The following is a 17,081-nucleotide window of genomic DNA, read 5'->3' as shown; positions in this document are numbered from 1 at the left end:
ACCGGGCCGGAAGGGGGCCCGCCCTCGCCCACTCCGCCGTACGACGCCGAACCGGAGCCGCGGCGCGGTCGCCGTGTCCGCCTGTACGCGGCGGTGAGCGCCGTGGCGGCCGTGGTGGCCGTCGCGGTGCTGGCGGCGGTGCTGCTCGCGCCCGACAAGCCGCAGCGGGACCAGTCGCTGCCGGACGTGCCGACCCGTGCGGTGACCGCCGCGTCCGACTCCGCCACGGAGCCGCCGAAGTCGACGCCTGCGGCTTCCCCGTCACCCTCCGCGCCTCCGTCCGCGTCGGCTTCCCCGCCGCCGTCACCCAAGGAGAGCCCCTCCCCGTCCCCGTCACACACAGCCTCGGCCAAGCCACGGCCCACCCCGCCGCCGAGCCGCTCGACGGCACGGGCAACGGGTTCGGTGGAGCCGTCGGCACCGAAGTCCGGGGGCGTACTGCGCCGCGGCGACGAGGGCCCTGAGGTCGTGGAACTCCAAAAGCGCCTGCAGCAGCTGTACTTGTACATGGACGACGCCGACGGCACGTACGACTCCGAGGTGGCGGACGCGGTGTCCCGCTTCCAGTACGCCCGCGCGACGCAGGGCGACGGCAAGGGGGTCTACGGGAAGAAGACGCGGGCGGCGCTGGAGGCGGAGACGAGGGAGCCGTAGGGAGCCCTGGGGGCGCGGGGAACACCGGGAACGCGAAGGCGCCCTGCACCGCAAGGGTGCAGGGCGCCGAAAACACCGCAGAGGTCAGAGGCCAAAGCTCAGAGGTCAACGGCCAACGCCCCAGAGCCCGGAGCCCGGCCAAGGTCAGCCGAAGCTGAGCCGAAGCCCGCCACCGGCGACCGGCTCCACCCGTACCTCCGTCAGATCAGCGACATGCACGGTGGGCCCGAACTCCCCGGCCCGGGGGCCTATCCCCACGACCCGCATGCCCGCCGCGAGCCCCGCGGCGATCCCCGCCCCGGAGTCCTCGAAGACCACGCAGTCAGCGGGGTCGAAGCCGAGCTCGGCGGCCCCCTTGAGGAACCCCTCGGGGTCGGGCTTGCTCGCCCCCACGCTCTCGGCGGTGACACGCACGGCGGGCAGCGAAAGACCGGCCGCGGCCATCCGCCCGGTGGACAGGGGAACGTCCGCGGACGTCACGAGCGCGTGCGGCAGCCCCTCGAGCGAGGCCAGGAAGGCAGCGGCTCCCGGCACGGGGACGACACCCTCCATGTCCGCGGTCTCGGCGGCCAGCATCTCGCGGTTCTCCGCGTAGTTCTCCTCCATGGCCCGCTCCGGCAGCAGCACCGCCATCGACGCGTACCCCTGGCGTCCGTGGACGACCTTGATGACCTCGTCGAAGTCGAGGCCGTGCCGCTCGGACCAGCGCCGCCAGCAGCGCTCGACCACGGCGTCGGAGTTGACGAGGGTCCCGTCCATGTCCAGGAGGAGGGCCCGGGCGGTCAGTACAGGGGCAGTCTCAGCCGTCATCGACGTACTCCAGAGCACAGAGGGAGCGGGAAGGGGAGAGGGAGATTCCGCGCAGAAAGGAATCAAGGCGGCCCCGCCCGCCGGTCAGGGAACACGGGCGGAGCCACTTTGTTCCTCCACGATACAAAACGGGGCCACCAGACGCCAGCACCGCAGGTCACACCCCTTACAAGGGGTGACTCACAGGGGGCGGCCATCGGGACGCCTCAGCCAAATCGGGAGCCAGTTCAGGAGCCGATTCAGGCAATCGCCTCGTACAGGCTCCACACACCCAGCGCCGTCATCAACAGCGCCGCGATCTTGGTGATGAGCGACAGCGGCACGCGCTTCATCAGCGCCTTTCCGCCGACGATGCCGAGCCCGGCGACCGCCCACAGCGCGAGCACCGCACCGAGACCCACGGAGAGCGGGTCGTCGTACCGTGCGGCCAGGTTCGCGGTCATGATCTGCGTCAGGTCGCCGAACTCGGCGACCAGGATCAGCGTGAAGCCCGCGCCGGAGACCTTCCAGAAGCTCTGGTCCTTGGGCTCGCGGACCTCTTCGTCGTGGTCGCCGCCCTTGAGGAGCAGCATCGCCGCCCCGCCCAGGAAGAGGACGCCGGTGAGCGCGTGCAGGAGTTGCTGGGGCAGGAGCGTCAGCACGCTGCCCGCCGCGACGGCGAGCACGACATGGACGACGAAGGCGGCGGCGACCCCGACGAAGACGTACGAGGCGCGGTAGCGCGTCCCGAGGACGAGCCCGGCCAGCGCTGTCTTGTCCGGGAGTTCGGCAAGGAAGACGACGCCGAAGACGAGCGCCATCACGCTGATGCTGATCAAGGTTCCTCAATCGGTCGGGGCTGCCCCACCGAGAGCAATCTGTACATCACGTACGACACCTCGGCACGGCAGCACACACGGACGTACACGGTCATGTACGTCGGGTACTGCTTGCCGAAGGTCTCGCTGGCCGACCACGTCGATGACGGGGTCTGCCTCCGGGCGCCGGCTCAGGCGAGCTGAGCAGTATGTCGACGGTCCGGCGAAGAGCTACTCCCCTTCTGCGCCATCCATCGTACGGGACGTCCGCACGCCCCGGACCAGGGCCTTTCGCCCCCTCCGGAGGGTGACCCAGGTCACCCTCCGCGGGCCCCCCGGGGGCTTTTCGGCACCCTTCCGCCAACTCCCGCACAGATGACCGGCCATGACACTGCGCCAGAACTCTTGAACTGACCACCCGATTGACGCGACCCTGTCACCTGGCGCACATCCGCAGGAAACCCCACCGCGTCAGCATGGCCGCCCCAACGGCCAATATCCCCCCACATCAAGGGAGTTCGTATGTCCGCTGTCTACGCGCGTCGACGCCTCGCCACTCTCACCGCCCTCACCGCGCTCGCCTCCGGGGCCGCCCTCCTCACCGGCGCCCCCGCCCAGGCCGCTCCCCCGGCCCCGGTCTCCGCCGCCACCGCCCGCACCTACCTGGGGCAGCTCACCGTGAAGGCCGAGGGCTCGTCCGACGGCTACAGCCGCGAGAAGTTCCCGCACTGGAGCACCCAGTCCGGGGCCTGCAACACCCGAGAGGTCGTCCTCAAGCGCGACGGCACGAACGTCCAGCAGGACTCCAGCTGCGCGGCCACCTCCGGCACCTGGAAATCCCCCTACGACGGCGGCACCTGGACCGCCGCGGCCGACGTCGACATCGACCACGTCGTCCCGCTCTCCGAGGCCTGGAAGTCCGGCGCGAGCGGCTGGACCACCGCCCAGCGGGAAGGTTTCGCCAACGACCTCACCCGGCCCCAGCTGATCGCCGTCACCGACAACGTCAACCAGAGCAAGGGCGACCAGGACCCGGCGGAGTGGATGCCGCCCACCGCGTCGTACCACTGCTACTACGCCCGGATGTGGGTGGACGTGAAGCACTACTACAAGCTCACCGTGAACGCGGAGGAGAAGACCAAGCTGTCCTCGATCCTCAACGGCTGCTGAGCTCACCTGCCTGCGAGCAGCGAGGCAACCGGCCTGTAACCAGCGGGAATCCGCGGAACCTCGCCACGGGCCTCCGTCGTTCCGTACCGTACGGGGCGACGGAGGAGAGTGATCATCGTGGCACGGCTGCGCCTGGGTCCACTGCTGAGGTATGTCGACGGTTCGACGGCGACGGTCTGGGTCGAGGCCGACCGCCCGTGCACCGCCGAGGTGCGGTGCGCCGACGGCGCCAAGGGCACGGCGGACACGTTCCAGATCGCGGGCCATCACTACGCGCTCATCCCGGTCACCGGGCTGCGTCCGGGCACGGAGACCGCATACGAGGTGCGGCTCGGTGACAGCGGCGTCCCCGTGTGGCCGCTGCCGGAGTCACCCTTCCCGCCGAGCACCATCCGCACGCCGGGCGAGGGCGACGACGAGGCGCTCCGTGTCACCTTCGGCTCCTGCCGCTGGGCGGCACCGCCGAGCGACGAGCACGACCCCGTCGGGCCCGACGCCCTGGACACCCTCGCCGCCCGGATGGCCACGGGCACGGCGGCCGACCGCCCGGACGTCCTGCTCCTCCTGGGCGACCAGGTGTACGCGGACAACACGTCCGAGGCGACGCGGCGCTGGCTAGCGGCCCGCCGGAACCTGAAGGACCCGCCGGGCGACCAGGTCGCGGACTACGAGGAGTACACCCACCTCTACTACGAGTCGTGGCTCGACCCCGAGGTGCGGTGGCTGCTCTCCACCGTGCCGAGCTGCATGATCTTCGACGACCATGACGTCATAGACGACTGGAACACCAGCGCGGCCTGGCTCGCCGAGATGCGGGCGACGCCGTGGTGGCGCGAGCGCGTGCTGAGCGGTCTGATGTCGTACTGGGTCTACCAGCACATCGGCAATCTGCCGCCCGCCGAGCTGGAGCGCGACGAGCTGTACGCCTCGCTGCGCGCGACGCCGGACGGCACGGACGCGCTGCGTGCCTTCGCGGCGGCCTCCGACGCCGACCCCACGGCGACGCGGTGGAGCTACCGCCGGGACTTCGGGCGCGTACGCCTGCTGATGATCGACACACGGGCGGCGCGCGTACTCGACGAGCAGAACCGCGCGATGATCGACCCGGAGGAGGCCCGCTGGCTGCGGGAGCAGGCCCTGGACGGCATGGGCGAGGCGGCCGGCGCAGGCGACTCGGGCAGCGTCGACCACCTGCTGATCGGGACGTCACTGCCGTGGCTGCTGCCGCACCTCATCCATGACGCCGAGGGCTGGAACGCCGCGCTGTGCCGTGGCGAGCGCGGCGCGCGCTGGGCCCGCTTCGGCGAAGACCTGCGCAGGCGCTCGGATCTGGAGCACTGGGCGGCGTTCCCCTCGTCCTTCGACGCGCTGACCTCCCTGATCGCGGAGGCGGGCACGGGCGCGGGCGCACCGGCGACGGTGTGCGTGCTCTCCGGCGACGTCCACCACGCGTACATCGCGGAACCCACGTGGCCGGGTGGCGGCGGTCCCGACTCCCGTGTCCTGCAGCTGACGTGCTCCCCCGTCCACAACTCCATCCCCGCGTCGATAAAGCTGGGCTTCCACTTCGGCTGGAGCAGGGTGGGCCGCGCCCTCGGCCGCCGCTTCGTGCGCCACGGACGAACGAAGCGGGCTGCCATCAACTGGCGCAAAACCGGCGGCCCTTGGTTCGGCAACCAACTCATGACACTGACGCTACGAGGCCGTTCGGCGGACGTACGCCTCGATCAGGCCCGGGTGGTAAAGGGAGTCGGCGTCAACCTGGAGACAACCCAGGAGTCAAAGCTGTCGTGAGCGAGCGGCACTGGGGGCTCTCGCGGGGCTGAGGGAGCGCGGGAGCGCTGCCCTGCGGCTCTACCAACCCGGCCCCGCAGCTCTATCAACCCCCCATAAATCCCGTGGGCTTCTCGTCACGGACCTCTCCCCCCACACCTCTCACACCCGTCTCACACCCCCCTTATTCCCCATAGTCCCGCAAAGGCGACCAGCACCCCACGGGCATCATGTGACGCAGCCCACACCCGCCTGGGGATCCTTCGCCACGGGTTCGACTTCGGGGCTTCCGGCGGCATGATGAGGCGGACCGTCCGCTTCCATCACCCCCTATCCCCCCACCGCCCCCACACACCCTCCTATGCCCGGGAGTCACACCTTTGTCCGCACCATCCGCAGCGGCCTCACCGGAGCATGACGTTGCAGTCGCCGTCGTCGGCGCGGGGCCCCGCGGCACGAGTGTCCTGGAGCGCCTCTGCGCCTCGGCAGTCGAACTCCTGCCGCCGGGAGCACGGCTGACGGTCCACGTCGTCGACCCCTCTCCCCCGGGGCCGGGACGCGTCTGGCGCACCGCACAGCCGGCCGAGCTGCTCATGAACACGGTGGCCTCACAGGTGACCCTCTTCACCGACGAGAGCGTCGACTGCGCGGGGCCGGTCCAGCCGGGGCCGAGCCTGTACGCGTGGGCCGCCGCCGGCCACGCTCCGGGGCTCGGCCCGGACGACTACCCGACCCGCGCCTGCTACGGCCGCTACCTGGAGTGGGTCTTCGCCCAGACCCTGCGCGGCGCCCCCGGAACGGTCCGGGTCGAGGTGCACGCGGCACGCGCCGTACGGCTCGACGGCCCGGGTGACGGCGCCCAGACCCTCGTACTCGACAGCGGCCGCGAACTCCCCGGGCTCAGCGCCGTCGTCCTCGCACAGGGCCACCTCCCCACGAACAGTGCCGAAGGGCAGGAGCACCTCGCCGCGCACGCGGCGCGGCACGGCCTGCGCCACATACCGCCCGCCAACCCCGCCGACGTGGACCTGTCGGCCGTCGCCCCCGGCGAACGCGTCCTGCTGCGCGGGCTCGGCCTGAACTTCTTCGACCACATGGCGCTCCTGACGGTGGGCCGCGGCGGACGCTTCACCCCGACGCCGGACGGCACGCCAGGCGGCGGTCTCCGCTATCAGCCGTCGGGGCACGAGCCGAAGCTGTACGCGGGCTCCCGGCGCGGCATCCCCTACCACGCGCGCGGCGACAACGCGAAGGGTCCGTACGGACGGCACGAGCCGCTCGTCCTCACCTCCGACGTCATAGCCCGGTTCCGCAAGCGCGCGGACAGCGGCGACGCCCCGGACTTCCTGGACGAGATATGGCCGCTGGTGGCGAAGGAGGTGGAGACGGTCTATTACACCGCCCTCGTCCAACCCGACGGGCGGGCAACGGGCTTCCGGGACTCCTTCCTCGCCGCACCGCACCACAGCCCTCAAGAAGCTCTCGTACTGGACGAGTTCGGCATCCCCGAGGCCGCACGCTGGTCCTGGGACCGGCTCGCGCAGCCGCACTCCGGCCGCACCTTCCGCTCCCCGGACGACTTCCGCGCCTGGCTGCTCGCCTATCTGCGCGAGGACACCGCACAGGCCGCGCTCGGCAACGTAGAGAGCCCGCTGAAGTCCGCCCTGGACGTGCTGCGCGACCTGCGCAACGAGCTCCGCCTGATCCTCGACCACGGCGGCCTGTCCGGGACTTCGCGCCGCGAGCACCTGGACCGCTGGTACACACCGCTCAACGCCTTCCTCTCGATCGGCCCGCCCCGGCGCCGCATCGAGGAGATGACGGCGCTGATCGAGGCGGGCGTCGTCGAGGTGCTCGGCCCGCGGCTCGACGTGCGGCCCGCCGCGGACGGGACGTATCGCGCGCACTCCCCCGACGTACCAGGGTCGGATGTGTCGGTCACCACAGTGATCGAGGCCCGGCTCCCCGAACCGGACGTGCGGCGCACCGCGGACGATCTGCTCGGGCAGCTCCTGAGGACGGGCCAGTGCCGCGCCCACGTGGTCGACGGCTACGAAACCGGAGGGCTCGACGTCACACCCCGCCCCTATCACCTGATCGACCGTCAAGGTCATTTCCACGCAAGGAGGTTCGCGTTCGGAGTACCCACCGAGGGCGTGCACTGGGTGACGGCCGCCGGGGCCAGGCCGGGCGTCGACTCGGTGACCCTGTCGGACGCGGACGCGGTGGCACGGGCCGTGCTGCGGACGGCGGCGGGCGCGGCGGAGGCCCCATCTGCGAGGGGAAGGGTCCCGTCCGCGAGAAGAGCGGAATCCTCCGAATGGCCAGATGTTGAACTTGCAAGCATTGATTAGGTTCCCCTAACCTTGGGCCTCCGCTCGGTTACCGTCCCCAAAAACCGAAGGAGTCCCCCACATGACTGGACGTCTCAACAGCGCCCAGCCCTACGCCCTCGGGCTGTTCCGCATGGTCATCGGCCTGCTCTTCGCCTGTCACGGCGCCGCCTCGCTCTTCGGCGTGCTCGGTGGCGCGATGGGCGGCGGCACGATCGACGCGGGCACCTGGCCGGGCTGGTACGCGGCCGTCATCCAGCTGGTCGGCGGCGCCCTGGTCGCCCTCGGCCTCGGCACCCGCGCCGCGGCGTTCATCTCGTCCGGCTCGATGGCGTACGCCTACTTCAAGGTGCACCAGCCGGAGGCCCTGTGGCCGCTGCAGAACGGCGGAGAGGCGTCGGCGATATTCTGCTGGGCCATGCTCCTGTTCGTCTTCACCGGCTCGGGCGCGCTCGGCCTCGACCGCCTCTTCGCCTCGCGCGGCGAGAACACGGACGAGTCGGCGTCGGAGCGGACGCCGGTGGCCGCCTGACGCGTTCACGCGTTCACGCGCAGCTTTGCGTGACGGCGCCTCCTGCCCCGTACGAGTACGAAGTACGGGGCAGGAGGCGCCGTCACGTTCAGACCTCTCGCCGCTCCGAGGCCTCGGTCAGGGGCCTCGTCCGGAGGCCTCAGCCGGTGGGACCGAACGGCACCGTGAAACACGCCACCCGGTCACCCGCGCCGCCCTGCTCGCGGTGCAGCACGACGGATCCGGCCCCGCCCGGCCGGAACTCCCAGCCGTGGCGGGCGGTCGCCCCGCCCGAGCCGTCCTTGCCCGCGGTGAAGTCCAGCCAGACCTCGTTGTCCGGGTTGACGTAGGCCGGGTCCTTGGAGGGCTGGACCGGGTCCTCGCGGTGCTGGTAGTGCCCGCCGGCCGCGGCCGGGTCGGCGCCGCACGGCTTCTGGTGCACGTGCACGCCGTACGCGTGACCGGGCTTCATCCCCTTCACCCGGACCGTGACCGCCATGTCGCCCGGCTCGCTCCGCTGCTCGACCTCGATCCGCGACCCGGCGGGGACGAGCTTCTTGTCGTACGTGATCGCCGACGAGGCGACGAAGGCCGTGGGCGGCGCGAACCGCGCCCCGACCCGGATCTCGTGACAAGGCCCGTCCGAGCCGACCGTGCCACCGCCTGCCGCGAGCACCGCCGCCGCCACGGTCCCGGCGAGCATTCCTCCCACCATCGCCCCGCTCCTTCCGAACCGTCCGTCGGCCCTGCTGGCCTCCGCGCCGGTGACTTCTGTTCGTACGGGACTTCGGCGCGGCATGCCCCATCGAAGGCGGCAGCCGGGTGAACGTGATGTAGCGAACATATGAGCCCCCCGTGGATCTCCGTCGGAGAGCGCGGCGTACGCTGTACAGCTGTCACCAAGCCGCCCCTGCCGCTCCCCCGCGACGTCGCGGCAGTCACGTCGTCGACCGGGGAGTTACGGGGAATTTCGGTGCTTGAGAGTCTGGGCGCACTGACCAGCAGCCCATGGATCTACGCGGCAGTGGCACTTTCCGTGCTCTTCGACATCGTCCTGCCCGTGCTGCCGAGCGGCGTTCTCGTCATCACGGCTGCCACCGCGGCGGCAGCGGCGGGCACGGCCGGTACGGCGGCGGGTACGGCGGGCGCGGGAAACGTCCCGCACGCGGTCCCCGACATCCTGATCCTGCTGCTCTGCGCGGCCACCGCATCGGTACTCGGCGACCTGGCCGTCTACCGCCTCGCCTGGCGCGGCGGCGAGCGCCTGGACCGCGCCATCGCCCGCTCGCGCCGCCTCACCACCGCGCAGGAACGACTCGGCACGGCGCTTTCCCGGGGCGGCGGCATCCTGGTAGTCATCGCGCGCTTCGCCCCGGCGGGCCGCTCGATCGTCTCGCTCGCGGCGGGCGCGGCACACCGCAAGGTGCGCGAGTTCCTGCCCTGGTCGGCCCTGGCCGGCGTGGCCTGGGCCGGGTACAGCGTCGCGCTCGGCTACTTCGGCGGGCAGTGGCTCGGCGCGTCGTGGCTGGCCACGGGCGTCTCGCTGCTCGCGCTGTTCGCGGCAGGCGCGGGAGCGGCGTTCCTGGTCCGCCGACCGCGTACGGCTACCAGCTAGGCAGCGGGGCTCAGGCGGGCGGACCTGGGCTCAGGCAGCCGGGGCTTCCTCGGGCGACTGCTCGGCCGCCCGCGGCTTGGACCCGCGCACCTCGATCCCGGCGAGCAGCTCGGCGGTGGCTTCGGCGACCGCCTCCACGGCACGGTCGAAGACCTCGCGGTTGTGCGCTGCCGGGGCTCGGAAACCCGAGACCTTGCGCACGTACTGAAGCGCGGCGGCCCGGATCTCCTCCTCGGTGGCGTCTTCGGGGATGGCGGGCGGACGGAGCGTCTTGATGCTGCGGCACATGCTTACAGCTTGCCGCGAGCGGCGCGCGGACGGGAAGCCGTACGCCCATGAGAGCCACCGAGGCCCCCGCACCCCCAGAAGTTCGCCCCACCTCACGCGTGGCAGCCCTCGCACTCGAAATTCGAACAGGAGTACCATTAGCGGGTGCCTGCAACCCCTGCATACGACTTCCCTGACGACCTCCTCGCGGGCCAGGAGGAACTGCACCAGGTCCGGGCCGAGCTCCTGGCCCTGCTGAAGCGGCTCCCCTGGTCGGTCACGCCGCTGGACGGCTTCAGCGACGACCACGGCTGGCGGAAGGTCGAGCGTCCCGCATCCCCCGGCTGGACCCCGGACGAACAGGCGGAGGTCGAGAAACTCCGCGCGCGGGAGCGGGAGTTGGCGGTGTTCGTCACTTGCCACCGCTTCTGGGAACAGGTGGCGGGACCCGAGGCGGTGGCGGCTCGCGCACGGCTCAAACACGCCCACGGGAAATCCATTGACACGGGGTGACAGCGGGCGTTGACTCCCTCTACGCCAGGGAGGTGCTGCCATGAATGTTCTGCTGGTCGTCCTGCTCATCGCCCTGATCGGCCTGGGTTTCAGCCAGCCGCTTCTGTGGCTGGCCGCTGCGGCACTCGTCTTCTTCATGGTCCAGCACTACGACCGCGGGGGCTCGGGCAAGAGCAGCAGCGGAAGCGGTGCGGGCGCGGCCCCTGGTGCCGGTGGTGGCGGTGGAGCCGGAGGCGGCGGTGGAGGCGGCGGCTACCCCAAGACGTACCGCGACTACCGCATCCGCAAGGAACGCCAGGAGCGCTGGGACCGCAGGTACCGCCGGACCCACCGGGGTTCGGGTCGCTGAACGGTGCGGCCGCCACCGGGCGACCGCACCCGCTGACACCACCGGTATGACTAGTCATCATTCCGAGTGACAGGGCGCTTACCTGCGCAAACGCTGGGGATTGAGGTCATGCACAACGCATCGACCAGCCCCGGGAGCCCACGCGCATGCGCTTCACGACCGTTGCCTTCACCGCCGCCGTCGCGGCCCTTCTGACCGCGGCCGCGCCTTCGGCCACCGCCGAGCCGCACGCCGCCCGGGCCCGGGCGGCGACACCCCCCGGCCAGGTCTGTTTCTGGACCAAGCCCGGCATGATGGGCCAGGCCTGGTGCTACGGCCCGCCCGGCTACGCGGAGGCCGAGAACGGCACGCAGCGCAGCGCCTACTCCTTCGAGTCACGCGCCAACGGCAGTGTCTACGCCATCAGTTACGGCGCCGGATCCAGTTGCGTCTACCGAGAGATCCGCAAGGACGACTACGACGAGGACTGGACGGCCTGGGCCACGAAGCTGGACGGCGTGAGCCACGAGACCATGGGTTGCGAACAGGGCTGACGTACGCAGATGCCGCACCGCTCCCGCCGCCTCCTGGCCGCACTGTCCCTCTCGCCCGCCCTGCTCCTGAGCGCATGCGCGCAGTCGCCCGCACGGGCCCCCGCGATGCCACCGGACGACGTCATCAGATCGGCCCAACAGCAGCTGACGGACGCCTGCTTGAAGAGGCAGGGCCTGAAGCCGCCACGTCCGCACGCCGGTCCCGAGAAGACACCGGCCGCCGCCCAACAACGTACGGCTGACGCCCTGTTCGGCACGGGCCGCGCGGAACTCTCCATCGAGCTGCCCACCGGGTACCTCGTGCGCGCCCACACGGACGGCTGCCTCGCCGCGGCACAACGCACGCTCTACGGCGATCAGAAGCGCTGGTTCCAGGTCTCGACGATCAGTAACAACCTCAAGCCGGAAGCGGCGCACAGCCACCGCAGCCTCGCGTCGGTCCGCGCCGAGCACCGCGAGGAACTGGCCGACTGGCGAACGCTGCGCGCACGGGCCCTGCACCGAGCCAAGGCCCAACTGGCCACCCACCCCTGACCACTCATCACTGACCACCAACTCCCCACCAGGCAAGAGGGAAACACCGGATGATCAACAAGCACACGCACAGGCCCGCGGCCCTGCTCGCCGCCACGCTCCTGGCGATCGGCACCGCCGTGACCACCTCGGCCGCCGCCCAGGCGGCCTCGTGTCCGAGCGGCCAGTTCTGCGCGTGGACGGACAGCAACTTCGGCGGCCAGCGCACGAATTGGTCGGGGGACGACCACGACTGGGAGGACCCCATCCAGGACAACGACTCCTCCTGGGCCAACCACGGCATCTCGGGCCCCGGCATCAAGGACCACGTACAGGTCTACGAGAACCCGGGCCTCGTCGGCATCGGCACGGTGTGCCTGGACCCCGGCCAGGAGATCGCCACCCCCAGCGGCTGGGCCAACGACAGCGGCGACTCCCACACATGGAAGATGGACTGCTAGCTGCCGCCCCACCACGGTGCACCCCTATATCGGCCGTATCGGCCGTAACGGCCAACGGGGTGCACCGCCCCCTCGGTCAGCCGAGCGGCACCCCGGCGGGCAGCCCCCCGATCATCGAGGCCGGCCCCTGCACCGCGTCGCCGACCTTGGTCGTGACAGCAGCGGGATCGTCCGCCCGCACCTCACCGGCGGCCGGGTCGACGGCGACGTCGGTCAGGGGGTCCTTCAGGTCCTGCGTGGTCCTGGCGGCGGAGTCGAGCATCTGCGTCTCCCCGCCGGCAGGTGGCTGCGGCGCGGCGAACGCGGGAGAAACGGCCCCCAGGGCGAGCCCGACACCGACGGCACCAGCAGCGGCCTTGGCAATCTTCACGAGGTGAATCCCTTCCGGCAGGGCCCGACGGCAGTACGACGGTCGCCCGCCGAAAGCATCCGGGCCGGACACTCACAGAGCCCTTGCCGAAGCGCCCAACTCACCCAAGATCCGCAAGGTTCTGAACGACCACCCGATCGATTCGCCAAGATCCACGAAGGAGTCGGAAAGCTCCTGCTGGCGTGCTCGCCCGCATCCCCGGTGGCGTCCCCCGGTGGACAGGCAGACGATGGAGTGAAAGGGGTCGGCTGGTGACTGCGGCGGCCATGGACCTGCGGCGGCGACAACCGACTCCGAGAGTGTGGGCATGGCCCGGACGGAGGAAGTCGTCATGATGGAGGTCAAAGCGGTAGAGAAGCCGGACGAGCGGCGAGATTTCCCGCGCGGTCACCTGGAAGCCGTCCACCTCACAGGGCTGGACTTCGCCGTGGGCACCTTCGAGCCCGGCTGGCGCTGGTCCGAGTCCGTGGCCCCGCTCGCGGGCACCAAGAGCTGCCAGATCCACCACAACGCCTATGTCGTCAAGGGCCGGATGCGCGTCCGCATGGACGACGGGGCCGAGGGCGAAGTGGGACCGGGCGATGTCTTCGTGTGCCCGCCGGGACACGACGCGTGGGTCGTCGGTGACGAACAGGTCGTCGTGTACGACTTCGCGGGAGGCATGGCGCAGGAGTACGCGAAGGCACCGTAACTCCTGCGGGTACCTCCGCAATCTGCACTCAGCACATGGCACGACAGGCGCCCCCACTCGCTTCCAGGCGGGAGGGGGCGCTTTCGCTGCAACCAATTCTGTAACCAATGGTGCTGCTGTTATCCCTGTGACTCCTGATGCTTCTTCCTTGAACCCGGACACCACCCTGAGCTGACGAAGGGACTCTCCAACTCGACTTCGGCATAACGTGGTTACTGAGAGAGGGGGCTCATGTCCATGTCGTCCGAATCCGTGATCCTCGTAGTCGATGACCACAAGGACACCCTGTTCGCGCTGGAGAGCGCATTGGCCCCTCTCGGCTACCCGCTGGTGAGCGTGACCAACGGCGACCACGCCCTGAGGGTGATCCTTCGCGGGGAGGTCGGACTCATCCTGCTCGATGTGCGCATGCCGGGCGTGAGCGGTCTCGACGTCGTGCGCTACGTACGGCGCCTCGACCAGACACGCGCCATACCCATCATCCTGCTGACCGGCTTCGACGTGAGCCGCGAGATCGCCGCGGCGGCCTTCCTGCTCGGCGTGGCGGACGTAGCCCTCAAGCCCATCGATCCCCTGACCCTGCGCACCAAGGTCCGCTATCTCTTCGACACCTACGAGCAGTTGAAGTCCTTACAACAGGAGATAGACGATCTCCGCTCCCAGGTAAGAGCCGGAACCCTCAAACCCTCGAACGACAGCCACTCGGCCCCCCGCTGGACCCCCGGCCCCCAGGTCGAAACGTAACGAGAAGACCCCCGGCCAAGATCGGCCGGGGGTCTTCGTACCGGTGGGCGCGGACGGTTTCGAACCGCCGACATCTGCCTTGTAAGGGCAGCGCTCTACCGCTGAGCTACGCGCCCGGGATATTGCGACAGCCTACCTTGCCTGTGGCCCCGGGCCGCAAACCCGTATGCGGGGGTCTCGGGAGGGGGTTAACCCCACCTTTGGTCCGGGAGCGGGCCGGATCCCGTGGGGCGGGGTTCCTTCGTACGGTCTGAGGGCGGCCAGGTGGCCGCAGTCGTGGCGTGGACCGCCTGCCGTGGCCACTCTGGGGGAGATCTTCATGACCGTCCGTTCCGTGCGCGTACACACGCAGCGCCGCAGCGATTCCCGCCGTGCCCGCGCTCTCGCCGCCGCCGGTGGCGTCGTCGTCGCCCTACTCGCCGGTGCCTGTGGGGCCAGCGCCGACGACGACTCCGATCCGGAGCGGCGGACCTTCGCGCTGGAGGGGAAGACCTTGACCGTCGACTCCGACGACTCCGCGCTGGAGTTCGTCACCGGCGGCTCCGACGACAGCAAGGTCAAGGTGACCCGGTGGTTCGAAGGGTCCACCGCGCTCGGTGACACTCCCAAAGTGACCTGGGCCATGGACGGCGACCGGCTGACCCTGCGCATGAAGTGCTCCGGCGTCTTCAGTGCCTGCTCGGCCAAGCACCGCATCGAGGTGCCCCGTGGGGTGGCCCTGAAGGTGGAGAACGGTGACGGGCACGTGAGCGCGAGCGGGCTGCGGGAGCCGCTCTCCATCCGGACCCACGACGGCTCCGTCAGCGTCAAGGACTTCGCCGGGCCGCTCACCCTGGCCAGCGGCGACGGCGCGGTCGACGCCACCGGCATCCGGTCGGCGCGCGTCCGCGCCACCTCCAAGGACGGTGCCGTACGGCTGAAGCTGGACTCCGTGCCCGACCGTGTCGAGGCCCGCAGCGCGGACGGCGCCGTCACCATCGAGGTGCCGGAGAAGAAGGACGGCCGCGACGTCGCGTACGACGTGACGACCAAGACGGCCGACGGGGGCGTGGATGTTTCCGTTCCCCGCGACAGTGGTAGTCCGCACCTCGTGTCCGCCCGCAGCGAAGACGGCAAAGTCACGGTGCGCAGCGCGAACTAACCGGCCCGTGTGTTCGTCATTAACCGGTGGGAGAATGTGACACCGGGCAAGGCGGATGACAGCACGGGAGAGGGATAGTGACGGCGACACCTTCGCAGCCGTACACACCAGACACGTCGAGCAGATCAGCACTGCCGAAACCGCCGAGTCTGTCGGAAGTGGCGGAACTGCGAGAGCTGTCGGAACTCCGGGAGCCGCCGAAGCCGCCGGAGCTGTCAAAGCCGCCGGAACTTCGCGAGCTGCCGGACGAGGATGTGCGTCCTCACGGGAGCGTGCGGCCGCGGTCCGTCCCTGGCGTGCTCCCTGCCGTGCCCCGTGCCGTGTCCCCTGGCGTCCCGTCCCGCCCCCGCGTCCGCGTCCGCCGAAGCGCTCTTCGTGATGCCGTCACGCTCGTCCTCCTGCCCCTCCCCCTCCTCGCCCTCACCCTCCCCGCCGCCTTCGCAGGAGGCGGCACCCGGCGGTGGTTCGGCGGGCGCGGCGAGAGCATGCGGGCCGACGCCCAGGCCGCCAAGGACGCGGCAGCCGCGGCCTTCTACGAGCTGGACACCGCCCAGCGGGATCTGCGGATCTCCATCGAGACCATCGTCGCCGTCGACTCCACGCCCGCCGCGCAGCGTGCCGTCTCGGACTTCGACGCCATCGGCCGGCGGATCGACGAGGCCAGCCAGAAGTACATCAGCGCGGTGGACGCGCACGACCTCGACCGCGATGATCTGGAGGCCTCCGTCGCCGCCCGTGCGCGGAGCGAGCTCACCGAGGCCAAGGGCGAGCTGGACAAGGCCAAGCAGGACCTGGACCGCTTCCAGCAGGGGCTCGGCCCGCTGCTCGACAAGGCGGAGACGCAGCTGGCCCGGCTCGCCCCGGCCGTCGAGCGCGCCCGGCAGACCCTCCTCGCCGCCAGCAACGCCCTCGATGCCGTACGAGGGGCGGGGCTCAAGGCCGATGATCTGGCTGCCCGCCTCGCCGCGCTCGGGCCCGAGCTGACCAAGCTCAATCAAGGCGCCGGCCAGCACGGCGTGCCGGAGACGCTGCAGCGCGCCGACCGCGTCCTGCGGGACGCCGAAGCCGTGCGGGCCGAGGCCGAGCAGCTGCCGGAGCGGGCCGCCGAGATAGACCGCCGCCTCGTCTCGCTGCGTACGCGCGCGCAGGCGCTCACCACCCGCAGCGGGCAGGTCGACCCGGTCCTCAGCGAACTGCGGCGGCGGTTCACGGCCGCCTGCTGGCAGGACCTGCAGCGCGTGCCGGACGACGCCGCGGAGAACGTACGGCAGGCCGAGGCCAAGCTCAAAGAGGCCCGGCAGGCACGTGAAGAGCAGCGCTGGCCGGACGCCACCGCCCTGCTCTCCACGGTCCGCGCCCTGCTGAACTCGACGGACGAGGCGGTATCGGCCGCCGGCGACCGGCTGCAGCGGCTCAACGCGGTGGCGAAGGACCCCCAGCAGGAGATCGAGCGCACCCGCTTCGCGATCCGCGACGCCCAGCGCCTGGCCATGGCGGGGCGCCAGACCCCGGAGCAGCGGCACGCCCGCCCGCTGGACGAGTCCGTCGCCCGCCTGGACCGCGCGGTGGCCTCCTTGGAGGGGCGCCACCCGGACTACTGGCACTTCCTGACCGAGACCGAGGCCGTGCGGCAGTCGGTGGCCCGCGTGGTCTCCCAGATCCGGGAGGAGCGGGGGCAGGGGGCCTAGAGGGCCAGGGAGGCCAGGCCAGGCCCTAGGGGCGACCGGGTTCTGTCCCGTCTGCTGGCGGTCGGAGGCTTGCGGGCGGATCCTTGAGGTACGTACGCCGGATTCCGAGTACGTCGGTGAGTACTGCGGTTCGGAGTACGCGGTTCCG

General features: G+C 70.8%; 20 protein-coding genes and 1 tRNA gene. 15 read left to right on the top strand and 6 right to left on the bottom strand.

Annotation, left to right across the window (positions count from 1 at the left end):
- Window positions 1-102 precede the first annotated feature (102 nt).
- Entirely contained in the window at window positions 103-654 is a 552-nt protein-coding gene (locus tag OG302_RS28750) for a peptidoglycan-binding protein (RefSeq protein WP_371529420.1), read from the top strand.
- Between the two features lie 144 nt (window positions 655-798).
- On the opposite strand, the gene OG302_RS28745 is transcribed toward OG302_RS28750, so the two are convergent.
- The gene (locus OG302_RS28745) at window positions 799-1,464 is read right to left on the bottom strand and encodes an HAD-IA family hydrolase (protein WP_371529419.1); all 666 of its coding nucleotides are present in this window, start codon (window positions 1,462-1,464) and stop codon (window positions 799-801) included.
- A gap of 239 nt (window positions 1,465-1,703) precedes the next feature.
- Window positions 1,704-2,282: a TMEM165/GDT1 family protein gene (locus tag OG302_RS28740; protein ID WP_371529418.1), complete on the bottom strand. Its 579-nt coding sequence runs from the start codon at window positions 2,280-2,282 to the stop codon at window positions 1,704-1,706.
- Between the two features lie 501 nt (window positions 2,283-2,783).
- Between OG302_RS28740 and OG302_RS28735 the strand changes: the two genes are divergently transcribed.
- The 4 genes from OG302_RS28735 to OG302_RS28720 all read left to right on the top strand — a co-directional run bounded on the left by OG302_RS28735 (window position 2,784) and on the right by OG302_RS28720 (window position 8,069).
- Window positions 2,784-3,431 (top strand): HNH endonuclease family protein, encoded by a 648-nt coding sequence (locus OG302_RS28735; RefSeq protein WP_361827626.1) that lies wholly within the window; start codon window positions 2,784-2,786, stop codon window positions 3,429-3,431.
- 117 nt (window positions 3,432-3,548) lie between these two features.
- The gene (locus tag OG302_RS28730; RefSeq protein WP_371529417.1) at window positions 3,549-5,225 is read left to right on the top strand and encodes an alkaline phosphatase D family protein; all 1,677 of its coding nucleotides are present in this window, start codon (window positions 3,549-3,551) and stop codon (window positions 5,223-5,225) included.
- A 359-nt stretch (window positions 5,226-5,584) separates the two neighbouring features.
- A complete protein-coding gene (locus OG302_RS28725; RefSeq protein WP_371529416.1) occupies window positions 5,585-7,558 on the top strand; it encodes an FAD/NAD(P)-binding protein in 1,974 nt (657 codons plus the stop codon).
- A 61-nt stretch (window positions 7,559-7,619) separates the two neighbouring features.
- On the top strand, window positions 7,620-8,069 hold the full coding sequence (locus OG302_RS28720) for a DoxX family protein (protein ID WP_371529415.1): 450 nt from the start codon (window positions 7,620-7,622) through the stop codon (window positions 8,067-8,069).
- Between the two features lie 139 nt (window positions 8,070-8,208).
- On the opposite strand, the gene OG302_RS28715 is transcribed toward OG302_RS28720, so the two are convergent.
- Complete coding sequence (locus tag OG302_RS28715) at window positions 8,209-8,763, bottom strand: superoxide dismutase family protein (RefSeq protein ID WP_371529414.1); 555 nt, start codon at window positions 8,761-8,763, stop codon at window positions 8,209-8,211.
- 258 nt (window positions 8,764-9,021) lie between these two features.
- Here OG302_RS28715 and OG302_RS28710 point away from each other — a divergent pair, with 258 nt between their 5' ends.
- Window positions 9,022-9,663, top strand: coding sequence for a DedA family protein (locus OG302_RS28710; RefSeq protein WP_371529413.1), 642 nt, complete (start codon window positions 9,022-9,024; stop codon window positions 9,661-9,663).
- Window positions 9,664-9,693: 30 nt separating this feature from the next.
- Here the strand turns inward: OG302_RS28710 and OG302_RS28705 are convergent, their stop codons facing one another.
- Window positions 9,694-9,951 carry a DUF2277 domain-containing protein gene (locus OG302_RS28705; protein WP_371529412.1) on the bottom strand — a complete coding sequence of 86 codons (258 nt, stop codon included), beginning with the start codon at window positions 9,949-9,951 and terminating at the stop codon, window positions 9,694-9,696.
- Window positions 9,952-10,095: 144 nt separating this feature from the next.
- Between OG302_RS28705 and OG302_RS28700 the strand changes: the two genes are divergently transcribed.
- From OG302_RS28700 to OG302_RS28680, 5 genes are all read left to right on the top strand, one after another.
- A complete protein-coding gene (locus OG302_RS28700; RefSeq protein ID WP_361827644.1) occupies window positions 10,096-10,443 on the top strand; it encodes a hypothetical protein in 348 nt (115 codons plus the stop codon).
- A gap of 40 nt (window positions 10,444-10,483) precedes the next feature.
- Window positions 10,484-10,792 (top strand): hypothetical protein, encoded by a 309-nt coding sequence (locus OG302_RS28695; protein ID WP_371529411.1) that lies wholly within the window; start codon window positions 10,484-10,486, stop codon window positions 10,790-10,792.
- A 146-nt stretch (window positions 10,793-10,938) separates the two neighbouring features.
- Window positions 10,939-11,325 (top strand): hypothetical protein, encoded by a 387-nt coding sequence (locus OG302_RS28690; protein WP_371529410.1) that lies wholly within the window; start codon window positions 10,939-10,941, stop codon window positions 11,323-11,325.
- A 9-nt stretch (window positions 11,326-11,334) separates the two neighbouring features.
- On the top strand, window positions 11,335-11,859 hold the full coding sequence (locus OG302_RS28685) for a hypothetical protein (RefSeq protein ID WP_371529409.1): 525 nt from the start codon (window positions 11,335-11,337) through the stop codon (window positions 11,857-11,859).
- A 50-nt stretch (window positions 11,860-11,909) separates the two neighbouring features.
- Window positions 11,910-12,299 carry a peptidase inhibitor family I36 protein gene (locus tag OG302_RS28680; protein WP_371529408.1) on the top strand — a complete coding sequence of 130 codons (390 nt, stop codon included), beginning with the start codon at window positions 11,910-11,912 and terminating at the stop codon, window positions 12,297-12,299.
- 76 nt (window positions 12,300-12,375) lie between these two features.
- On the opposite strand, the gene OG302_RS28675 is transcribed toward OG302_RS28680, so the two are convergent.
- Window positions 12,376-12,669 carry a hypothetical protein gene (locus OG302_RS28675; RefSeq protein WP_371529407.1) on the bottom strand — a complete coding sequence of 98 codons (294 nt, stop codon included), beginning with the start codon at window positions 12,667-12,669 and terminating at the stop codon, window positions 12,376-12,378.
- A 331-nt stretch (window positions 12,670-13,000) separates the two neighbouring features.
- On the opposite strand from OG302_RS28675, the gene OG302_RS28670 reads away from it, so the two are divergent.
- A complete protein-coding gene (locus tag OG302_RS28670; RefSeq protein WP_371750260.1) occupies window positions 13,001-13,360 on the top strand; it encodes a cupin domain-containing protein in 360 nt (119 codons plus the stop codon).
- A gap of 237 nt (window positions 13,361-13,597) precedes the next feature.
- Window positions 13,598-14,104 (top strand): two-component system response regulator, encoded by a 507-nt coding sequence (locus OG302_RS28665; protein ID WP_371529406.1) that lies wholly within the window; start codon window positions 13,598-13,600, stop codon window positions 14,102-14,104.
- Window positions 14,105-14,148: 44 nt separating this feature from the next.
- Here OG302_RS28665 and OG302_RS28660 read toward each other — a convergent pair.
- Window positions 14,149-14,220: transfer RNA gene (locus OG302_RS28660), tRNA-Val, on the bottom strand.
- Between the two features lie 203 nt (window positions 14,221-14,423).
- Here OG302_RS28660 and OG302_RS28655 point away from each other — a divergent pair.
- Entirely contained in the window at window positions 14,424-15,245 is an 822-nt protein-coding gene (locus OG302_RS28655) for a DUF4097 family beta strand repeat-containing protein (RefSeq protein ID WP_371529405.1), read from the top strand.
- Between the two features lie 308 nt (window positions 15,246-15,553).
- Window positions 15,554-16,933, top strand: coding sequence for a hypothetical protein (locus tag OG302_RS28650; RefSeq protein WP_371529404.1), 1,380 nt, complete (start codon window positions 15,554-15,556; stop codon window positions 16,931-16,933).
- Window positions 16,934-17,081 lie beyond the last annotated feature (148 nt).

Source organism: Streptomyces sp. NBC_01283 (assembly GCF_041435335.1).
Classification (GTDB): Bacteria; Actinomycetota; Actinomycetes; order Streptomycetales; family Streptomycetaceae; genus Streptomyces.
This window is presented reverse-complemented; position numbering and strand designations above follow the sequence as displayed.